Source organism: Adlercreutzia muris, from assembly GCF_041223505.1.
Classification (GTDB): domain Bacteria; phylum Actinomycetota; class Coriobacteriia; order Coriobacteriales; family Eggerthellaceae; genus Adlercreutzia; species Adlercreutzia muris.
Genome location: NZ_JBCLQK010000001.1, coordinates 467,422 through 483,227, shown reverse-complemented (window position 1 = coordinate 483,227; position 15,806 = coordinate 467,422). Strand labels below are relative to the sequence as shown.

The 15,806-nt window shown below is 67.4% G+C and carries 14 protein-coding genes and 1 other RNA gene; 14 read left to right on the top strand and 1 reads right to left on the bottom strand.

The genetic code is table 11. The features are described 5' to 3' along the window. The 11 genes from AAK988_RS01920 (at position 1) to AAK988_RS01870 (ending at position 10,360) form a co-directional block, all read left to right on the top strand. Positions 1-927, top strand: a complete 927-nt coding sequence (locus AAK988_RS01920; RefSeq protein WP_369873059.1) for a respiratory chain complex I subunit 1 family protein — start codon at positions 1-3, stop codon at positions 925-927. Positions 928-933: 6 nt separating this feature from the next. Further along, on the top strand, positions 934-1,596 hold the full coding sequence (hyfE, locus tag AAK988_RS01915; RefSeq protein WP_235715547.1) for a hydrogenase 4 membrane subunit: 663 nt from the start codon (positions 934-936) through the stop codon (positions 1,594-1,596). Between the two features lie 3 nt (positions 1,597-1,599). After that, the gene (locus tag AAK988_RS01910; protein ID WP_369873060.1) at positions 1,600-3,177 is read left to right on the top strand and encodes a hydrogenase 4 subunit F; all 1,578 of its coding nucleotides are present in this window, start codon (positions 1,600-1,602) and stop codon (positions 3,175-3,177) included. Next, complete coding sequence (locus AAK988_RS01905) at positions 3,177-4,913, top strand: hydrogenase large subunit (RefSeq protein ID WP_135971320.1); 1,737 nt, start codon at positions 3,177-3,179, stop codon at positions 4,911-4,913. The genes AAK988_RS01910 and AAK988_RS01905 overlap by 1 nt, the downstream gene beginning before the upstream one ends. Before the next feature lie 3 nt (positions 4,914-4,916). Next, the gene (locus tag AAK988_RS01900; RefSeq protein WP_151431654.1) at positions 4,917-5,450 is read left to right on the top strand and encodes a formate hydrogenlyase complex iron-sulfur subunit; all 534 of its coding nucleotides are present in this window, start codon (positions 4,917-4,919) and stop codon (positions 5,448-5,450) included. Further along, entirely contained in the window at positions 5,447-6,229 is a 783-nt protein-coding gene (locus AAK988_RS01895) for an NADH-quinone oxidoreductase subunit B family protein (protein WP_135971318.1), read from the top strand. Before AAK988_RS01900 ends, AAK988_RS01895 begins: the two co-directional genes overlap by 4 nt. Beyond that, positions 6,226-6,804: a formate hydrogenlyase maturation HycH family protein gene (locus AAK988_RS01890; RefSeq protein WP_135971317.1), complete on the top strand. Its 579-nt coding sequence runs from the start codon at positions 6,226-6,228 to the stop codon at positions 6,802-6,804. The genes AAK988_RS01895 and AAK988_RS01890 overlap by 4 nt, the downstream gene beginning before the upstream one ends. Continuing rightward, on the top strand, positions 6,801-7,313 hold the full coding sequence (locus AAK988_RS01885; RefSeq protein WP_369873061.1) for a hydrogenase 3 maturation endopeptidase HyCI: 513 nt from the start codon (positions 6,801-6,803) through the stop codon (positions 7,311-7,313). Before AAK988_RS01890 ends, AAK988_RS01885 begins: the two co-directional genes overlap by 4 nt. Before the next feature lie 16 nt (positions 7,314-7,329). Continuing rightward, positions 7,330-8,160 (top strand): formate/nitrite transporter family protein, encoded by an 831-nt coding sequence (locus AAK988_RS01880; RefSeq protein ID WP_201757805.1) that lies wholly within the window; start codon positions 7,330-7,332, stop codon positions 8,158-8,160. A gap of 47 nt (positions 8,161-8,207) precedes the next feature. After that, positions 8,208-9,011 carry a formate dehydrogenase accessory sulfurtransferase FdhD gene (gene fdhD, locus AAK988_RS01875; RefSeq protein WP_369873062.1) on the top strand — a complete coding sequence of 268 codons (804 nt, stop codon included), beginning with the start codon at positions 8,208-8,210 and terminating at the stop codon, positions 9,009-9,011. A gap of 65 nt (positions 9,012-9,076) precedes the next feature. Beyond that, positions 9,077-10,360: a chloride channel protein gene (locus AAK988_RS01870; RefSeq protein ID WP_369873063.1), complete on the top strand. Its 1,284-nt coding sequence runs from the start codon at positions 9,077-9,079 to the stop codon at positions 10,358-10,360. A gap of 128 nt (positions 10,361-10,488) precedes the next feature. Here AAK988_RS01870 and AAK988_RS01865 read toward each other — a convergent pair whose 3' ends face one another. Further along, entirely contained in the window at positions 10,489-12,258 is a 1,770-nt protein-coding gene (locus AAK988_RS01865; RefSeq protein ID WP_369873065.1) for a serine hydrolase, read from the bottom strand. Positions 12,259-12,525: 267 nt separating this feature from the next. Here AAK988_RS01865 and ffs point away from each other — a divergent pair. The 3 genes from ffs to dnaX all read left to right on the top strand — a co-directional run bounded on the left by ffs (position 12,526) and on the right by dnaX (position 15,751). Then, an RNA gene (ffs, locus tag AAK988_RS01860) (signal recognition particle sRNA small type) lies at positions 12,526-12,619 on the top strand. Positions 12,620-12,679: 60 nt separating this feature from the next. Beyond that, positions 12,680-13,345, top strand: a complete 666-nt coding sequence (locus tag AAK988_RS01855; protein WP_369873066.1) for a VTT domain-containing protein — start codon at positions 12,680-12,682, stop codon at positions 13,343-13,345. A gap of 3 nt (positions 13,346-13,348) precedes the next feature. Then, positions 13,349-15,751 (top strand): DNA polymerase III subunit gamma/tau, encoded by a 2,403-nt coding sequence (gene dnaX / locus AAK988_RS01850; protein WP_369873067.1) that lies wholly within the window; start codon positions 13,349-13,351, stop codon positions 15,749-15,751. The last annotated feature ends 55 nt before the right edge of the window (positions 15,752-15,806 follow it).

Here is a 15,806-nt window from a genome sequence, read left to right as displayed (position 1 = left end):
ATGTCTGTCATTGTTGCGATACTCCAGGCTGTCCTCTTGGTGGCCGCCGCTCCGCTCGTGAGCGGCATCACGCGCAAGATTCGCGCCAAGATGCACTCCCGCACGGGTACCGACATCTTCCAGGACTACCGCGATCTGGCCAAGCTCTGGCACCGGTGCGAGGTGCGCGAGGGCGGCAGCGGGCTTGTGTCCCGGGCCATGCCGCCGGTGTTCCTCGGCAGCTTCGTGCTCATTGCCGCGGGCCTGCCCCTGTTCATGCAGGCCTGCCCGGTGCCCATCCTGGGCGATATCATCACCATCCTGTACCTGATGGCCCTGCCGCGCTTCATGTTCGCCCTGGCCTCCATCGACTCTGCCGGCTCCTACACGGCCATCGGCGGTGTACGGGAGCTGCTGGTGGGCGTGCTCGTGGAGCCCGCGCTCGTGCTGGTGCTGTTCGTCATGGCCGTGGCCGCCGGCTCCACCAACACCGGGCTGATGGCTGCGGCCACAGGCTCGCTCCAGGCCCAGCCGCTCGTGGCCGTCGTAGTGGCCGGCGTGGCGTTCGCCATGGCCTGCTACATCGAGATGGGCAAGCTGCCCTTCGACTTGGCCGAGGCCGAGCAGGAGATTCAGGAAGGCCCCCTGGCCGCCTACTCCGGGCCGTCTTTGGCCATGCTGAAGCTGGGCGTGTCCGTGAAGCAGCTGGTGGTGGCGAGCTTGCTCGTGGCGCTGTTTCTGCCCTTCGGGGCCGCGGTGGACGCCTCGCCTGCGGCGGTGCTCGCGGGAATGCTGGCCTATGGCGCGAAAGTACTCGTCGTCATGGTTGCGGCCTCGATCATCGAGAACGCCGTTATGCGCGTGCGCTACAAGCTGCTCGGTCGTTATACCTGGTTCGTCACGGGGATCGCCCTTCTGTCCCTGGTGTTCCTCGTCATTGGAATTTAGGTGGTGATGAATATGTTCGGATACCCGTTAGTCAATGTGCTGGGGGCCTGCCTCATCATCACCTCGATGCTGGTGGTGCTCGCCCGCACGGGGCGCGCGGCGGCCTGGCTGTACTCGCTCCAGTCGCTCGTGCTCGTGGCCGTGCTCGCGTCGCTCGGCGCGGTGACCGGCTCGGTGGAGCTGTTCACCTGGTCGGCTACGGCCTTCGCCACCAAGGTGGTGCTCGTGCCCGCCATCCTGCTGTTCACCCTGAAGAAGATCGGCGATGACGCGCGGACGGATCTGCCGCCGAAGCTCAACCCCATGAAGTCGGTGGCCCTGGTGGCCGTGGAGGTGTTCGTGTGCTTCGTGGCCGTCTCCGGGATCGATTTGCCGACGGCTGCGGAGGTGCGCCCTACGCTGGCGGTGTCGCTGGCCCACTTCTTCATCGGGCTCACCTGCATCGTCATCCAGCGCTCCATCTTCAAGCAGATCTTCGGATACTGCCTGATGGAAAACGGCTCCCACGTGACTTTGGCGCTCTTGGCGCCCCAGGCCCCGGAGCTGGTGGAGATCGGGGTGGCCACCGACGCCATTTTCGCGGTGATCATTCTGGCCGTGCTCGTGTGGCGCATGGCGCGCTACGCCCGCACCCTTGATGCCGACGACCTCTGCGAGCTGAAGGGATAAGCCATGGATTACTCTATTCTGCTAATCTGCCTGCTGGGCTGCCCGGTGGTTGCGGCCGCTGCCATGGCCCTGCTGCCCGCGAAGGCCGCGCCCCGCGGCCTGTTCGAGGCCATTCACGTCCTGTCCCTGGCCGTCGTGGCCGTTTCAGGGCTTTGGCTCGTGGCCTCGGTGTTCGCCGGCAGCGACCTCTTCGCCTTGGGCGGCTGGTTCCATCTGGACGGGCTGGGGGCGCTGTTCTTGGGCCTCATTGCCGTTATCGCGCCGGCCACGGGCCTGTACTCGCTGCCCTATGTGGCCCACGATGTGGCCGATGGGAAGCTCGGGCCCTCCCAGGTGAAACAGTACTACGTGTTCTTCAGTCTGTTCGTGTTCTCGATGATTCTGGCCGTCACCTCCAACAACATCATCATGATGTGGGTGTCGGTGGAGGCCACTACCTTGTCCACGGTGTTCCTCGTGGGGGTGTACCGCACCAAGCTCGCCCTGGAGGCAGCGTGGAAGTACATCATCGTCTGCACGGCCGGTGTGGCCTTCGGCCTGTTCGGCACGCTGCTCGTGTACGCGAACGCCGCCGACGTGATGGCCGACGCGCATCAGGCGGTGTTCTGGACGTCCATCCTGCCCATGGCTCCCGCGCTCGACCACTCGCTCACGATGATCGCCTTCGTGTTCGCCGCCATCGGCTTCGGCACCAAGGCGGGCCTGTTTCCCATGCACACCTGGCTGCCCGACGCCCATTCCGAGGCGCCGAGCCCCGTGTCGGCCCTGCTGTCCGGCGTGCTGCTGAAGTGCGCGCTGCTCATCGTGCTGCGGTTCTACATTCTAGCCGCGGCCAACGTGGGGGCGGGCTTCCCCCAGCTGGTCATGGTGATTCTGGGCGTGCTCTCGGTGGGCTACGCGGCCTTCGAGGTGTACCGGCAGCGCGATATCAAGCGTAAGCTGGCCTACAGCTCGTGCGAGAACGTGGGCCTCATCGCCGTGTGCTTCGGTATCGGCGGTCCTCTGGGCATTATCGCGGGCCTGGTGCACTGCATCGCCCACGGCCTGACCAAGGCGCTCATGTTCTGCGTGGCCGGCAACGTGATGATGAAGTACCACACCCGCGATCTGGAGAAGATCAAGGGCATTCTGGCCGTGGCCCCCGTGACCGGCGTGCTGTTCGTGGCCGGCTGCCTCGCCTTGGCCGGGTTCCCGCCCTTCGCCATGTTCGTGAGCGAGATGGCCATGATCTTGGCCGGCATTGCCGCCGATGCCCTCTGGCTTGTGGCGCTTGTGCTGGTGGCTCTGGTGGTGGTCATCATGGCGCTTGTGACCATGATCACCGGATCGGCCTTGGGGCGTGCGCCCGAGGGGATGGCCCGCAAGGACGTGCCGGCCCTGGCCCTGGTGCCCGAATGCGTGCTATTGGCTTTGGTGGTGCTGCTCGGCGTGGCCCTGCCCGGCCCTCTGTTCAGCTCCATCGAGCGCGCCGGGGCCATCGTCATGAGTTACGAGGACGAGTGCCCGGCGAGCGAGAATCTGTTTGAGGGGGCTCTGGCGGCCCTGGCTGGAGACGAGGTTGAAGAGGAGGTGTCCGAGTAATGGTCAAGAAGAAGGCGCCCTTGCGGGTGGGGGAAACCCACGTGCAGGCCGTGCGCGACACGTTCCCCGGAGCGGTGCTCGATGCCGCGTGGCAGGCCGAAGACCAGGTGACCGTCACGGTGCCCAAGGACATGCTGCCCGATGTGGTGGAGTTTCTGTACTACGGTCGCGGCGGCTGGCTGCCGAACATGGTGGCCAACGACGAGCGGCCCATCAACGGCAACTACGCCCTGTACTATCTGCTGTCCATGGAGGAGAGCGACCCGGGCTTCGTGACGGTGCGGGCCGAGGTGGACCCCCAGTCCATGGAGTACCCGAGCGTGACTCCGCGGGTGCCCGCCTGCGTGTGGAGCGAGCGCGAGGCCTTCGACCTGTTCGGCCTGCGCGCCCAGGGGCTGCCCGACGAGCGGCGGCTGGTGCTGCCCGACGACTGGCCGGCCGACCTGTATCCGCTGCGCAAGGATTCCATGGACTACCGCAAGCGGCCGGCTCCCGTCACCGACGTGGAGAACTACTCGTTCCTCTACGAGGGTCGGGCCGAGGAGGTCACCGAGGTGCCCATGGGCCCGCTGCACATCACCTCCGACGAGCCGGGGCACTTCCGCCTGTTCGTGGAGGGCGAGGAGATCATCGACGCCGACTACCGCCTGTTCTACGTCCACCGCGGCATGGAGAAGGTGGCCGAGAGCCGCCTGAACTACGATGCGGTCACGTTTTTGGCCGACCGCATCTGCGGTATCTGCGGCAATGCCCACTCCGTGGCCTATGCCGAGGCCGTGGAGCACGCCCAGGGCATCGAGGTGCCCGTGCGCGCCCAGTACATCCGCGCCATCCTGCTGGAAGTGGAGCGTTTGCACTCCCATCTGCTGAATCTGGGGCTCGTGTGCCACTATTGCGGTTTCGACACCGGCTTCCAGCATTTCTTCCGCGTGCGCGAGAAGACCATGGACTTGGCGGTGCTGCTGACCGGCGCCCGCAAGACCTACGGCCTGAACCTCATCGGCGGGGTGCGCCGCGACATTCTGGACGCGCAGAAGGTGGCCACCATCAAGTACGTGCGCGAGATTCGCAACGAGGTGGAGGCGCTGGTAGACATGCTCGTGTCCACGGCGAACTTCGAGTCGCGCACCGCCGGGGTGGGCCGGCTCGACCCGGCGGTGGCCCGCGACTACAGCCCCGTGGGCCCCTGCGTGCGCGGCAGCGGCATTGCCCGCGACGTGCGCTTCGATCACCCCTTCGATGGCTACAAGTACTTGAGCGGCATGAAGGCCCGCAGCCACGACGGCTGCGATGTGCAGAGCCGGACCTTGGTGCGCGTGGAGGAGTTCATGGACTCGCTGACCATGATCGAGCAGCTGCTGGACGGAGCTCCGGCGGGCCCGGTGCTCACCGAGGACTGGCGGTACACGCCGCACAAGTTCGCCCTGGGCTACACCGAGGCGCCGCGCGGCGAGGACATGCACTGGGCCCAAGTGGGCGACAACCAGAAGTGCTACCGGTGGAGGGCCAAGGCGGCCACGTACTCCAACTGGCCCATCTTGCGCTACATGTTCCGCGGCAACACCGTGGCCGATGCGGCCATCATCGTGGGCTCCATGGACCCGTGCTATTCCTGCACCGATCGCGTGACGGTGGTTGATGTGAAGAAGAAGACGGAGACGGTGCTCACCAAAGACCAGCTGGAGGGCTACTGCCGTCGCCGCACTCACTCGCCGCTCTCGGGAACGGGGGTGTAGGCGATGTTGAAGCTGTTCAAGGAAATCCGCAAGGCCGGCGACGCCACGACAGGCTACCCCTTCGAGCCGCTGGACATGCCCGCGGGATTCCGCGGCAAGCCGGAGCACAACGAGAAGCTGTGCATTGCCTGCGGAGCCTGCGCCATTGCCTGCCCGGCCAATGCCATCACCATGGACTTGAACGATGATCAGTCCTATGTGACCTGGGATATCAGCTACGGCCGCTGTATCTTTTGCGGGCGCTGCCAGGAGGTGTGCCCCTTGTTCGCCATCGAGTTGACGACCGACTTCGAGCTGGCGGTGCTGAACAAGGCCGATCTGTCCGAGTCCTGCGCCTACGAGGTGGCGCGCTGCGCGGTGTGCGGCAAGCCCTACGCCGCCGCCAAGGAGGTCGACTATGCGCGCCGGGTTCTGAAGAGCGTGGGAGGTCCCGCCGCTGCCGATGTGGGGAAGCTGGACGAGTGCCTGGCCTGCCGTCGCCGCGAGGATGCCCGTGCCTTCCAGGCCCAGGCTCGCACCGAAGGAGGTGCCCGATGATCGAGAACGATTTTCCCGCGTCTCTCCAGTGGAGGCCGGACCCGGTGGCCCTGGACGCGTCGGTGGCTAAGGCCAAGGAGAAGCTGCTCCAGTCCATCAAGCGGTCGGTGTACGTGTACCGCGTGGACTGCGGCGGCTGCAACGGCTGCGAGATCGAGATCTTCGCCACCATCACCGCCGCCTTCGATGCCGAGCGCTTCGGCATCAAGGTGGTGCCCTCGCCGCGTCACGCCGATGTGCTGCTGTACACTGGCGCCATGACCCGGGCCATGCGCGAGCCGGCGCTGCGCGCCTATCAGGCGGCGCCCGATCCGAAGATCGTCATCTCCTACGGGGCCTGCGGCTGCACCGGCGGCATCTTCCACGACAACTACTGCGTGTGGGGAGGCACCGACCCCATTCTTCCCGTGGACGTGTACATTCCGGGCTGCCCGCCCTCGCCGCCGGCCACTATCTACGGTTTTGCCTGCGCCTTGGGGCTGCTCGACCAGAAGCTGCATGAAAGCCGCCATGTGGCCCCGGCTGGCGAGCAGGCGCCCGTGGCCTTCCCGGCGATACCCTACAAGGTGCGCACCGCCTTCGAGCGCGAGGCGCGGCGCATGAGCGGCTACTACTACGGCAAGCAGATCGTGGACGAGTTCATGATGGCGCTCGCCAAGGACAAAACCGACGCTCTGGCCGCCGCCGACAGACTCGTCGAGCGCGAGACCGATACGCGAAAGAAGGCCGTGTTCATGGATTTGAAGGCGCTTCTGCTGAGTAAGGTCGTGCAGGAATGAGCGTGACGGTGCGCCAACGGCCGTCTGCGCCGGGTGCGGGGAGGGCGCCCGGTGCGGACGGGGGAACGGGAGCAGAGCGCGGACGGGCCGTGCGCCCGGCGGCGGCCCACACCACCGATGGGCGCACGGCCCGGGACGTGGTGTTCTACCGGCTGGGGAAGAAGTTCGTGGATCATGAGCGCTCTATTCCCGAGGACGTGCGTTCGGTGCTCTACTACACCCTGGCCATCGGGCACCATACCGGGGTCATCGACTGCCTCGAGCCGCGTCTGGCCACGTCCAGGGTCGTCTTCTCAGACGTGCTGGCGGCCCTCGGTGCCGGCGAGGCGGCCGACAAGCTGAGGGGCATCGAGCGCTTCGGCGAGATCGAGCTGAAGAAGGAGCACGTTCCCCTGCTGAAACCGGCGGTGCTGGCGGCCCTGGAAGGCTGCGGTACGGTACCCGAGCCGGGGACGGCTGCCGCGGGCCTGGTGGTTGCCGCGGATGTGCCGTCGTGGCTGGAGGAGTTTCTGTTCCTGCTGGACGAGGTGCAGTGCGAGCCGGCCGTGTACGCCATGGGAAGGAGGGTGTCGTGAGCGCGAGCGCCGAGGACATCCTGGCCGCGAGCGAGGCCGGGGCGCGGGGCGGCAACGTCGTCTTCTGCGCGGGCAGCGTCCTGCGTGGCGACGACGCCGCCGGCCCGCTTCTGGCCAAGCGCCTGGAGGACGACCCCGTGGCCGGCTGGCTGGCGGTAGACGGGGGCCAGACGCCCGAGAACGATTTGGGCTATCTGCGCCGCCTTGCCCCGCAGCGTCTGCTCCTGGTGGACGCGGCGGCCATGGGGCTTGAGCCGGGGGCCGTCCGGCGCCTGCGTGCCGAGGACGTGGCGGTGCAGTCGCTCATCACCACCCACACGCTGCCCATCACCTACCTGCTGGGAGAGCTGGAGCAGATGTGCGGGGAGGTGACCTTCCTCGGCATCCAGCCTGGGGGTACCGAGTTCTTCGATCCCGTGCACCCGCGCGTGCTGGCGGCCGTGGAGTCGGTGTACGCCGCCCTTGTCGAGGGCGGCAATTTCGAGCAATACCCGTTTGTAACGTTATGATAGGGGAGGAATATCCATGTCAATCGTAAAAGAGGATCTGCTGTCCATCAGCCCCGATGCGCTGGCGCCGGCCGCCACCGAGGCCAAGGCCGAGGCCGTCGGCGTGACCAAGGCCTCCATGGGCGGTGCTAAGTGCTTCGTGTCCGCCATGCTGGCCGGCGCCTTCATCGGCTTTGGCGGCATGTACTTCTGCACGTTTCTGGGCGATACCACCATGGCCTTCGGGGTGCAGCGCCTGGTAGGCGGCTTGTGCTTCTGCCTGGGCCTGTGCCTGGTGCTCTGCTGCGGGGCCGAGCTGTTCACGGGCAATGTGCTCATGGCCTGCGCCAAGGCGTCGAAGAAGATCAGCTTTGCCGGCCTGCTGCGCAACTGGGGTATCGTGTGGCTCGGCAACCTGGCCGGCTCCCTGGTGGCGCTGGCTATTATCTATATGTCGAATTTGCAGGCCATGAACGGAGGTGCCGTGGGCGAGGCCTTCGTCTCGGTGGCTGCCGGCAAGGTGGCCCTTGAGCCGGTGACCTTGTTCTTCAAGGCGGTGCTCTGCAACATTCTCGTGTGCCTGGCCGTGTGGATCGGCTTCTCCTCGAAGACCACGGCAGACAAGGTGCTCGGCATCCTGTTGCCCATCTCCGCTTTTGTGGCCTGCGGCTTCGAGCACTGCGTGGCGAACATGTTCTTCTTGCCCATGGGACTGCTGCTGAACACGGTGGCCGGTATCGGGGCCGCAGGGGCCATCACCGCGGGGGGCGTGGCCTACAACCTGGTTCTCGCTACCCTCGGCAATATCGTTGGCGGCCTGGTGGTGGGCCTGGCCTACTGGTTCATCTACCATAAGAAGCAGGCTTAAAGAGGCTGCGACGCACGCTGCCGGGAACGGGTGAAGGGAAGAGGATCGTGAGAGTGGTCGACCGATATCGAGAGGGCGAGGCCGTGGAGGTCTGCGACGGTGCGCTGCTGCGTCCCGACGGATCCTTCGAGCCGGTGTGCCGGCCGGTGCTCGCCGAGCACGCTATGGAGGTGCTCGTGAACACCGTGCCCACCTTGCGGATGGTGTGCACCCCCGATCATCTGGTCGATCTCGTGGTGGGGCGGCTATTCACCGAGGGCATTGTGGGGGGTGTCGACGAGATCGAGGAAGTGTATCTCTGCGAGCAGGGGACCCGCGCCTCGGTGCTGCTCGGCTGCAACCGGGCCGACTTCTCCCGCCGCGGAGTGGAGACGGTTCCCTCTTGCTGCACCGGCAACCGCACCTACAACCGCTATTTCACAAGCGACGCGCCCCCGGCCAAGGTGACGCCCATTCCCTGGGAGGCTGAATGGGTGCTCGCCGCGGCCCGGGCCTTCGCCGAGGATACGCCCCTGCATCGGCGCACGACCGGTACCCACAGCTGCTATCTGGTGCTGGGGGGTACTGTGGTGGCCTGCTGCGAGGACTTGGGGCGCCATAACGCCTTCGACAAGGTGGTGGGCCTGGCCTTGCGGCAGGGGATCGATCTGCGCGACGCCCTCATCTTCTCTAGCGGGCGATTGCCCGTGGACATGGTCATGAAGGCCATTCACGCCGGGGTTCCGCTGCTGGCCACCAAGGCGGTTCCCACCGACGAGACCATTCGCCTGGCCCGGGAGTTCGATCTGACCCTCATCTGCCAGGCCCGGCCCGACGGGGCCATCGTGTACAACGATCCGACGCGGCGCTGAGAAGTCGCCGCGGTCGCTGCGACGACGTGCTTTCCGTGCGCTGCGCGGGCGAGGGGAGACGGGAGATGGCAATGACACGGCAGAGCGCGGGGGAGGGCGCGCTGCTCGTGATTTCCCTCGCCGCGCTGGGGGTCGTCGTCGGCGCGCTTACGGTGGCGCTCGATTTTGCTGTGGACGGGGCCGCCGCCGTTTTCGGAACCTGCGGATGGCTCGGGTGGCTGCTTCCTGTGGCAGGGTTTGCCACCTTTGGCGCCTATCGGGCGCTGCGGCTCGATTTCTCGTGGAGCACGGCTCAGGTCATGGAGGCAGTGCGCGACGGGCGCCCCGTCCCCGCGCCGCTTGCCCCGGCCATTATCGTTGGCACGTCCCTGACGGTTCTTTGCGGCGGCTCGGTGGGCAAGGAGGCGGCCGCTCTTCAAATGGGCGCGGCCGCAAGCGAACCCTTCCGGAGGTTTCTTCCCGGGCGCCTTTCCCGCTTGCTGCCGTCGGCGGCCCTGGCGGCGGCGCTGGGGGCCATGCTGGACGCTCCGCTGGCTGGGGCGGTCTTCAGCTTCGAGGCGCTGCGAAGGCGCCCCCAGTCTGTTGCGGATGTCTTCGCGCCGGTTGTAACGGCGCTGGTGGCCTGGGGCGTGACGGAGGCGGCAGGGGTTCGGTTCCTGGTCGCAGCCCCTCTTGCCCTGGATGCTGCGGCGCTCGGGTTGGCGGGAGGGGCGGCCCTGGCGGGAGGGCTCGCCGCCGGCCTGCTCGCCCTGCTGTTCTGCAGGGCCCTGCTGGCCTTGCGCAAGGGACTGGCGCGACTGGGCGCCCCGGTGTTCGCCTTGGCGGTGGGAGGGGTGGCCACGGCGCTCGTTTTGGGCTATGCGGAGCTGTTTCACTATGAGGGCTTGCGTGCCTTCTGCGGCACGGGAACGGCCCAGATATCCGTGGCCCTTTCCGGGGGCGATCTGCCGTGGTGGGCCTTCGCCATGAAGGCCGCCCTTACTTTGCTCACGTTGGCCGGCGGCTTCAAGGGCGGCGAGATCATGCCGGTTCTCGCCATAGGGGCTTGTTTGGGAGTCGCCCTGGCCGATGGGGCGGCGGCTCTCGGTGCGACGGAGGTTGCGCGGGGCATGCTCGCTGTGGCCGTTATGGCCGCGTTCTTTGCCGGCTGCACCAACTGCCCGCTTACGGCCGGCATGTTCGTTCTCGAGCTGCTCGGCCCTTGGGCACTGGCGGTTTCCGCACCCGCCGTGACTGCCGCCTTTCTCGTTGCCCGCTCCACGAGCCTTTACCCGACGAGCCTCCCGCATTGGTCGACGACGCCTACTTTCCCGCCAGCACCTTCAGGCGGGCGACGGCCTCGTCGGTGAGGCGCAGGCCATTGCGAAGGTAGGCGGAAAAGCTGCCGTAGCGGCGGTAGTTGGCGCTCATGCGCTCTTCGGGCGCTCCGTATTTCCCGATGACGCCGGCCACGAGGGGGAGGGCTCGCCGTCTTCCGTCACACCAGATCGCCGCGAATCTCGAAGAGGGTGCGGGCGAGGCGGGCGAAGGCCTGCTCGCCCTCGGCGGAGTCCGGCGCGTTCGTCATGACGACCATGAGGTAGTCGCGGTTGTTGATGGTGATAATACCCGAGTCGCAGACCGCGTCGTCTTCCTCGCCGTTGATCCAGCCGGCCTTGTTGCGCACGGTGATGTTGCTGCCGATGGAGGCCACGGCGGTCCCGCCCTCCTCGTCCGGCGAGCCGGCCTCGCCTGTCTCGAGGTCGGGCTCTTCCGCTACCGCCACGGCGAGGTCGCCTGCAGTGTCGCTTGCGCCGGTGGCGGAGATGAGTGCCTCGCTGAGATCCGCCACGCTCTCCTCGGCATCGGCCTCTGCCGCACCATCGCCCTCGGCGTCGGTTTCCGCTTCCGATTCCCCGGCATCCTCATCCACGCCCTCCTCGGTGCCGGAACCTTCCTCGGGCAGGTAGTCGGTGTGCCCCTCGCTCGTGGTGCCCGAGGCGCCGTTGCGCAGGAACGAGACCTCGGTCCTGGCGAAGGTGTCCGAGAGCCACTGGGCGGCCGAAGTGTCGGCGGTGGTGAGATAGTCGTAGATCTTCAGCCACATGAGGGCCGACTGCCGGGTGGTGTAATGGGGGAAGTACGTGTCGTTGACCAGGGCGGTGCTCACTCCGGCCTCCGAGAGCCACTCCTCCATGCCGTCGGTGCCGTAGGTGCGGCGCAGCTTGCCGTAGGAGGAGTTATCCGACCACACGATGGTGTTCTCCACCTGCGCCAGGCGCGTCGAGCTCGTGCGGTTGATGTCGTTGGGGAACTCCTTGTTCACGACATAGGCGCAGTACGGTCCCTTGAAGGAGCTCGCCCCGTAGATGGAGGCGTCCAGGTTGCCGGCGATGCCGCGTCCCGTGCCGAGGTCCATGATCAGGTAACCGGCCTCGTAGCCGTTGTCACTGTAGTAGGCGAGCGCGTGATCGAGGCTCGCGAGCGAGCGGTCGGACAGCTCCGGCGCGGCCGTTTCCCCGTCGGCGCTTAGGGCGAAGGCGAAGGGGGTCGCCTGGTCGGGGAGGGCCGTGATCTCCTCGCGGGTGGGGGTGTGGGCGGGAAGCTTTGCCAGATCGGGCTCTACGGGCCGCGCGAGGCTGACCTGGGTGGCTACGTTCTGACTGATTGCGGCGCCGGTGCCCTGCACGGCGTTGAGGCCCTGAACCCCGACGTGCTTCGCGCCGTCCCGGGGCGTATCGGGGGCAAAGGGGCCAACATGGGCGATGGCCATGACGAAGATGACGGCCACGGCGACGACGAGGGCCGCAGCGCCGATGCGGCGCACGTCGAGGCCACCGGCGAAGACGCCGGCCGGGACGCTCCCATGGCTGCCGATGGTGCGGGCCTTAGGCGTGAAGGGCGATGCGGCGCCGGCGAAGATGGCCTTCGCGAGGCCGGAATGGCGTGTACGGCTCCCGTGGGGAGATGCGGCCGCACCGTCTCGGTGCGAGCCGCGGGCGGTCGGCGCGCCATGGCCCCGCGAGGCGCCCCGGCTCCGGTTCGGTGCCCCTGCGGGCCGCTGTCGGGTCGAAGATGCGCCGGCGCGAGCGGAGCTCCTCTGGGGCGCCCGTCGGTTGGTGCAATCGTCGCGCAGAGGGTTATGGCGGGTGCGTCGCGCATCGGCTGCCGAGCGGGGCCGGCCCTCGAGCCGTCCCGTGGAAAGCGAGAGGCCGCCTTGGGGGCGTCGCGGCTCGTCGTCGTAGCGGCTGTAGTCGGATCGGGACATACGTTCCTTCGCAGGTGTGGCGTTTAAGCGTTGTTTCTCAGCAGGCCCATAGTAGCACTTCACGGTTTCTCGGGGGCGACTTCTTACAAATTCCTTAACGCGAACGGCAAAAAATGACGAGAGAACGCCCGGGATCCCGCGCCGGGAAGGGGCAGGCCCCCGCCCGAGCCGTGTCGTTCCCTGTGGAAGTTTGGTTGCGCGGCGCTGCGGGCGCGCTCGGTTTTGCCCGTTTCGCCTATACTGGTGGCCTACGAGTTCGAGTGCCTCGAATGGGTATGGGCGGCGACAAGTTCCGAACCTGGTCAGGTCCGGGAGGAAGCAGCCATAAGGGACCGCTGACGAGCGCCCATACCTATTCGGGGCACTTTTTCATGGCATGACGCGCCGCTCGCGGCGTCCTGATGAAAGGTTTAGAGACTTCATGGGCATTATCGACTTCTTCGTCAACTTGCTGAAAGACCCGCGCGGCTTCATTGCCGGCTGGATCGTGGCCTTGGGTCCGGTATGGGTGTACACGCCGCTGTTCCTTATCGTGTTCGTGGAGACGGGCCTGGTGTTCTTCCCGTTTCTGCCCGGTGACTCGCTTCTGTTCGCCGCTGGCGTGTTCTCCGCCGATGGAGGCGGCCTGAACCTGTGGGCCACGCTCATCGTGTTCTATCTGGCGGCCGTTTTGGGCAATACCTCGAACTATTGGATCGCCCGCCTGTTCGGCAGCCGCATCATCGATTCGGGGAAGGTGAAGGCCCTTACTCCCGAGCGCATGGCCAAGCTCGATCACTTCTTCGAGCGCTATGGCGGCCTGACCATCGTCATCACGCGCTTCATGCCGTTCTTCCGCACCTTCGCCCCCTTCATTGCGGGCACGGGTCACATGAACTTCGCCAAGTTCACGTTCTTCAACGTCATCGGCGGCGTGACCTGGGTGAGTCTGTTCGTTCTGGTGGGCTACTTCTTCGGGGGCGTGCCCTTCGTGCAAGAGCACTTCGAGGTAATCGTGCTGGGTATCGTGGCCGTGTCGGTGGCGCCGGCGTTCATCGGCGTCATCAAGGCGGCGATGAACGGGCGTAAGGGGAAAGGCGGGGAATAGGCCATGGCCGAGGCACTGTATCGCAAGTACCGACCGCAGATCTTCGAGGATGTGGTCGGCCAGGAGCACATCGAGCGCACCATCAAGAATGCCATCGCCCAGGACAAGGTGAGCCACGCCTACCTGTTCACGGGCCCGCGCGGCACCGGCAAGACCACGACGGCCCGCCTTTTGGCCAAGGCGCTGCTGTGCGAGCACGGGCCTACGGCTGAGCCCGACGGCACCTGCGAGGACTGCGCGATGATCGCCGCCGGCGAGCACCCCGACGTCTACGAGCTGGACGCCGCGAGCCGCACCGGCGTGGAGAACGTGCGCGAGGAGATCATCGGGCGCGTGCAGTTCGCTCCCACCCGGGGCCGCTCGAAGGTGTACATCATCGACGAGGTGCACATGCTTTCCCAAGCGGCCTTCAACGCACTGCTGAAGACGCTGGAGGAGCCGCCGAGCCATGTGGTGTTCATTCTGGCCACCACCGACCCGCAGAAGGTGCCCGAGACCATTCACTCGCGCTGCCAGCGCTTCGATTTCCGGCGCATTTCCACCGAGGCCATGGTGTCGCGCCTCGGCGCTATCTGCACGGCCGAGGACGTGGAGTTCGAAGGGGAGGCGCTCGAGCTCATCGCCCACCGGGCCGAGGGCGGCATGCGCAACGCCCTAACCTCCCTGGAGCAGTTGATCGCCTTCGGCGACGGGGCCGTGACCATGGAGGTGGCCGAGCGCATGCTCGGGTCGGTGGATCACACGGATCTGGCCGAGATTGTGAAGGCCGTGGGCGCCCGGGATGCGGCGGCCTGCTTCCAGTGGGTGGCCGAATATATGGAAACCGGTGCCGACCTGGCCCAGTTCGTGGGCGACCTGGCGGCCCATGTGCGCAACATGTACGTGATGGCCGTGGCCGGCGACAGCGTGGTGCTGGAAGTGAGCGAGAGCACGCGGCGGGAGCTGGCCGAGGAGCTGCCGCTGTTCGGCGTCGATCGCCTGGCACGCCTGCTGGCGGTGCTGGGGGATGTGTCGGCGGAGCTGAAGACCTCCACGAACCCGCGGTTGTCCTTCGAGATCGCCCTGACCCGCATGGTGCGGCCCGAGGCAGATATGACCCTGGCGGCCCTGGCGGAGCGGGTGGAATCCCTCGAGCGCCAGCTGGCCGGTGCGGCCGTGGTGACGGCGGCTCCCGCAATCGGCGGGGCTCCGGCGCCGGTCGCGGTCGGGGCGGCTGCCCCCGAGCCTGCGGTGACGGTCCCGGCTGTGCCCTCGGCTGTCGCGGCGCCGTCGGGTGCGGCCGCCCCGGCAGTCTCGGTGCCGAGCGCCCCTGTTGCGCCGGCGGTGTCCGAGGGCGCAGCGGACGCATCGGCGGTTCCGATGGGGGTCGCGACGGCTCCCCAGGCCGCTGCGCCGGCTTCCGCCCCGACGATGGCCCCGGCTGCCGCCGCCGCGGTTGCGCCCAGCGAGAGCGCCCCGGCCGCGCGTGCTGCGGCGAATCCCGCTCAGGCGGCCCCGGTGCCCGCAGCGGCCGCGAGCCCGGCGGTGGCTTCGGCTCCGGCTGCGGGCGGCAGCCTGTCCCCCGAGATGGCGGCGACGTTGGCCAATGCGGCAGCGCTCCAGCGCCTGTGGGCCGGGGTGCTCGCGTCCCTTAAGAAGTCGAAGGCCGCTTACGGCGTCCTGTTCATGAACACCAAGGCCATATTCGACGGCTCGTCTCTCATCGTGGAGTTTCCGGCAGAGAACGATTTCGCGTTCCGCGCCGTGCAGAAGCCCGAAGTGCAGCAGGAGCTGGGGGCGGCCCTGCGCCATGAGGCCCGCTGCGACGTGCCCTTCGCCCTGCGCAAGGCCGGCGGCACCGCAGCTGCGGCGGCTGTATCGGCTCCTGCGGCCGGCGGTATCGCGACGCCGAATCCCGTGGCCGCTGCGGCGGCGCGGGCAGCGGCGAGCATCCCGGCGGCCGCGCCGGCTCCTGCGGCCGCTCCGGTGATTGCCGGCCCGGCCGCCGGTCCGAGCGGCGCTTCGGCCCCCGCCCCGGCCGAGACCGCCGGAGCGGCGCCGTCTCCGGCTGCCTCGGCTCCGAGCCCCGCGCCGGCGCCCGCTCTTGATGACGATCAGCCTCCCTACGACGACTACGTGCCCTACGACGACGGGGACGTCCCTCCGAGCGAGGTGCCGCCCTGGGAGACCGCCCCGGCTCGTCCTGCGGCCTCGTCGCCCCAGCCTGGCCCGGATGCCGCGGCGGCGCCACAGCCGGCGGCGCCCCAGGCTGCGCCGGCCATGGTGCCCTCGACGCAGCTGCCGCCGGAGCCCGATACGGTGTCGGGTCCCTCGCCGAACCCCTCCTCCGAGCCCGACGACACCGATCTGAACGCCTCGCTGGCCTTCGGATTCGGTGACGGCGTGACTTTCGAGCCCGTGTCCTAGGGCCCGATGGCCTACAATAGTTCCGCTCATTTCCGAGAACCAAGGAGTGCACCCC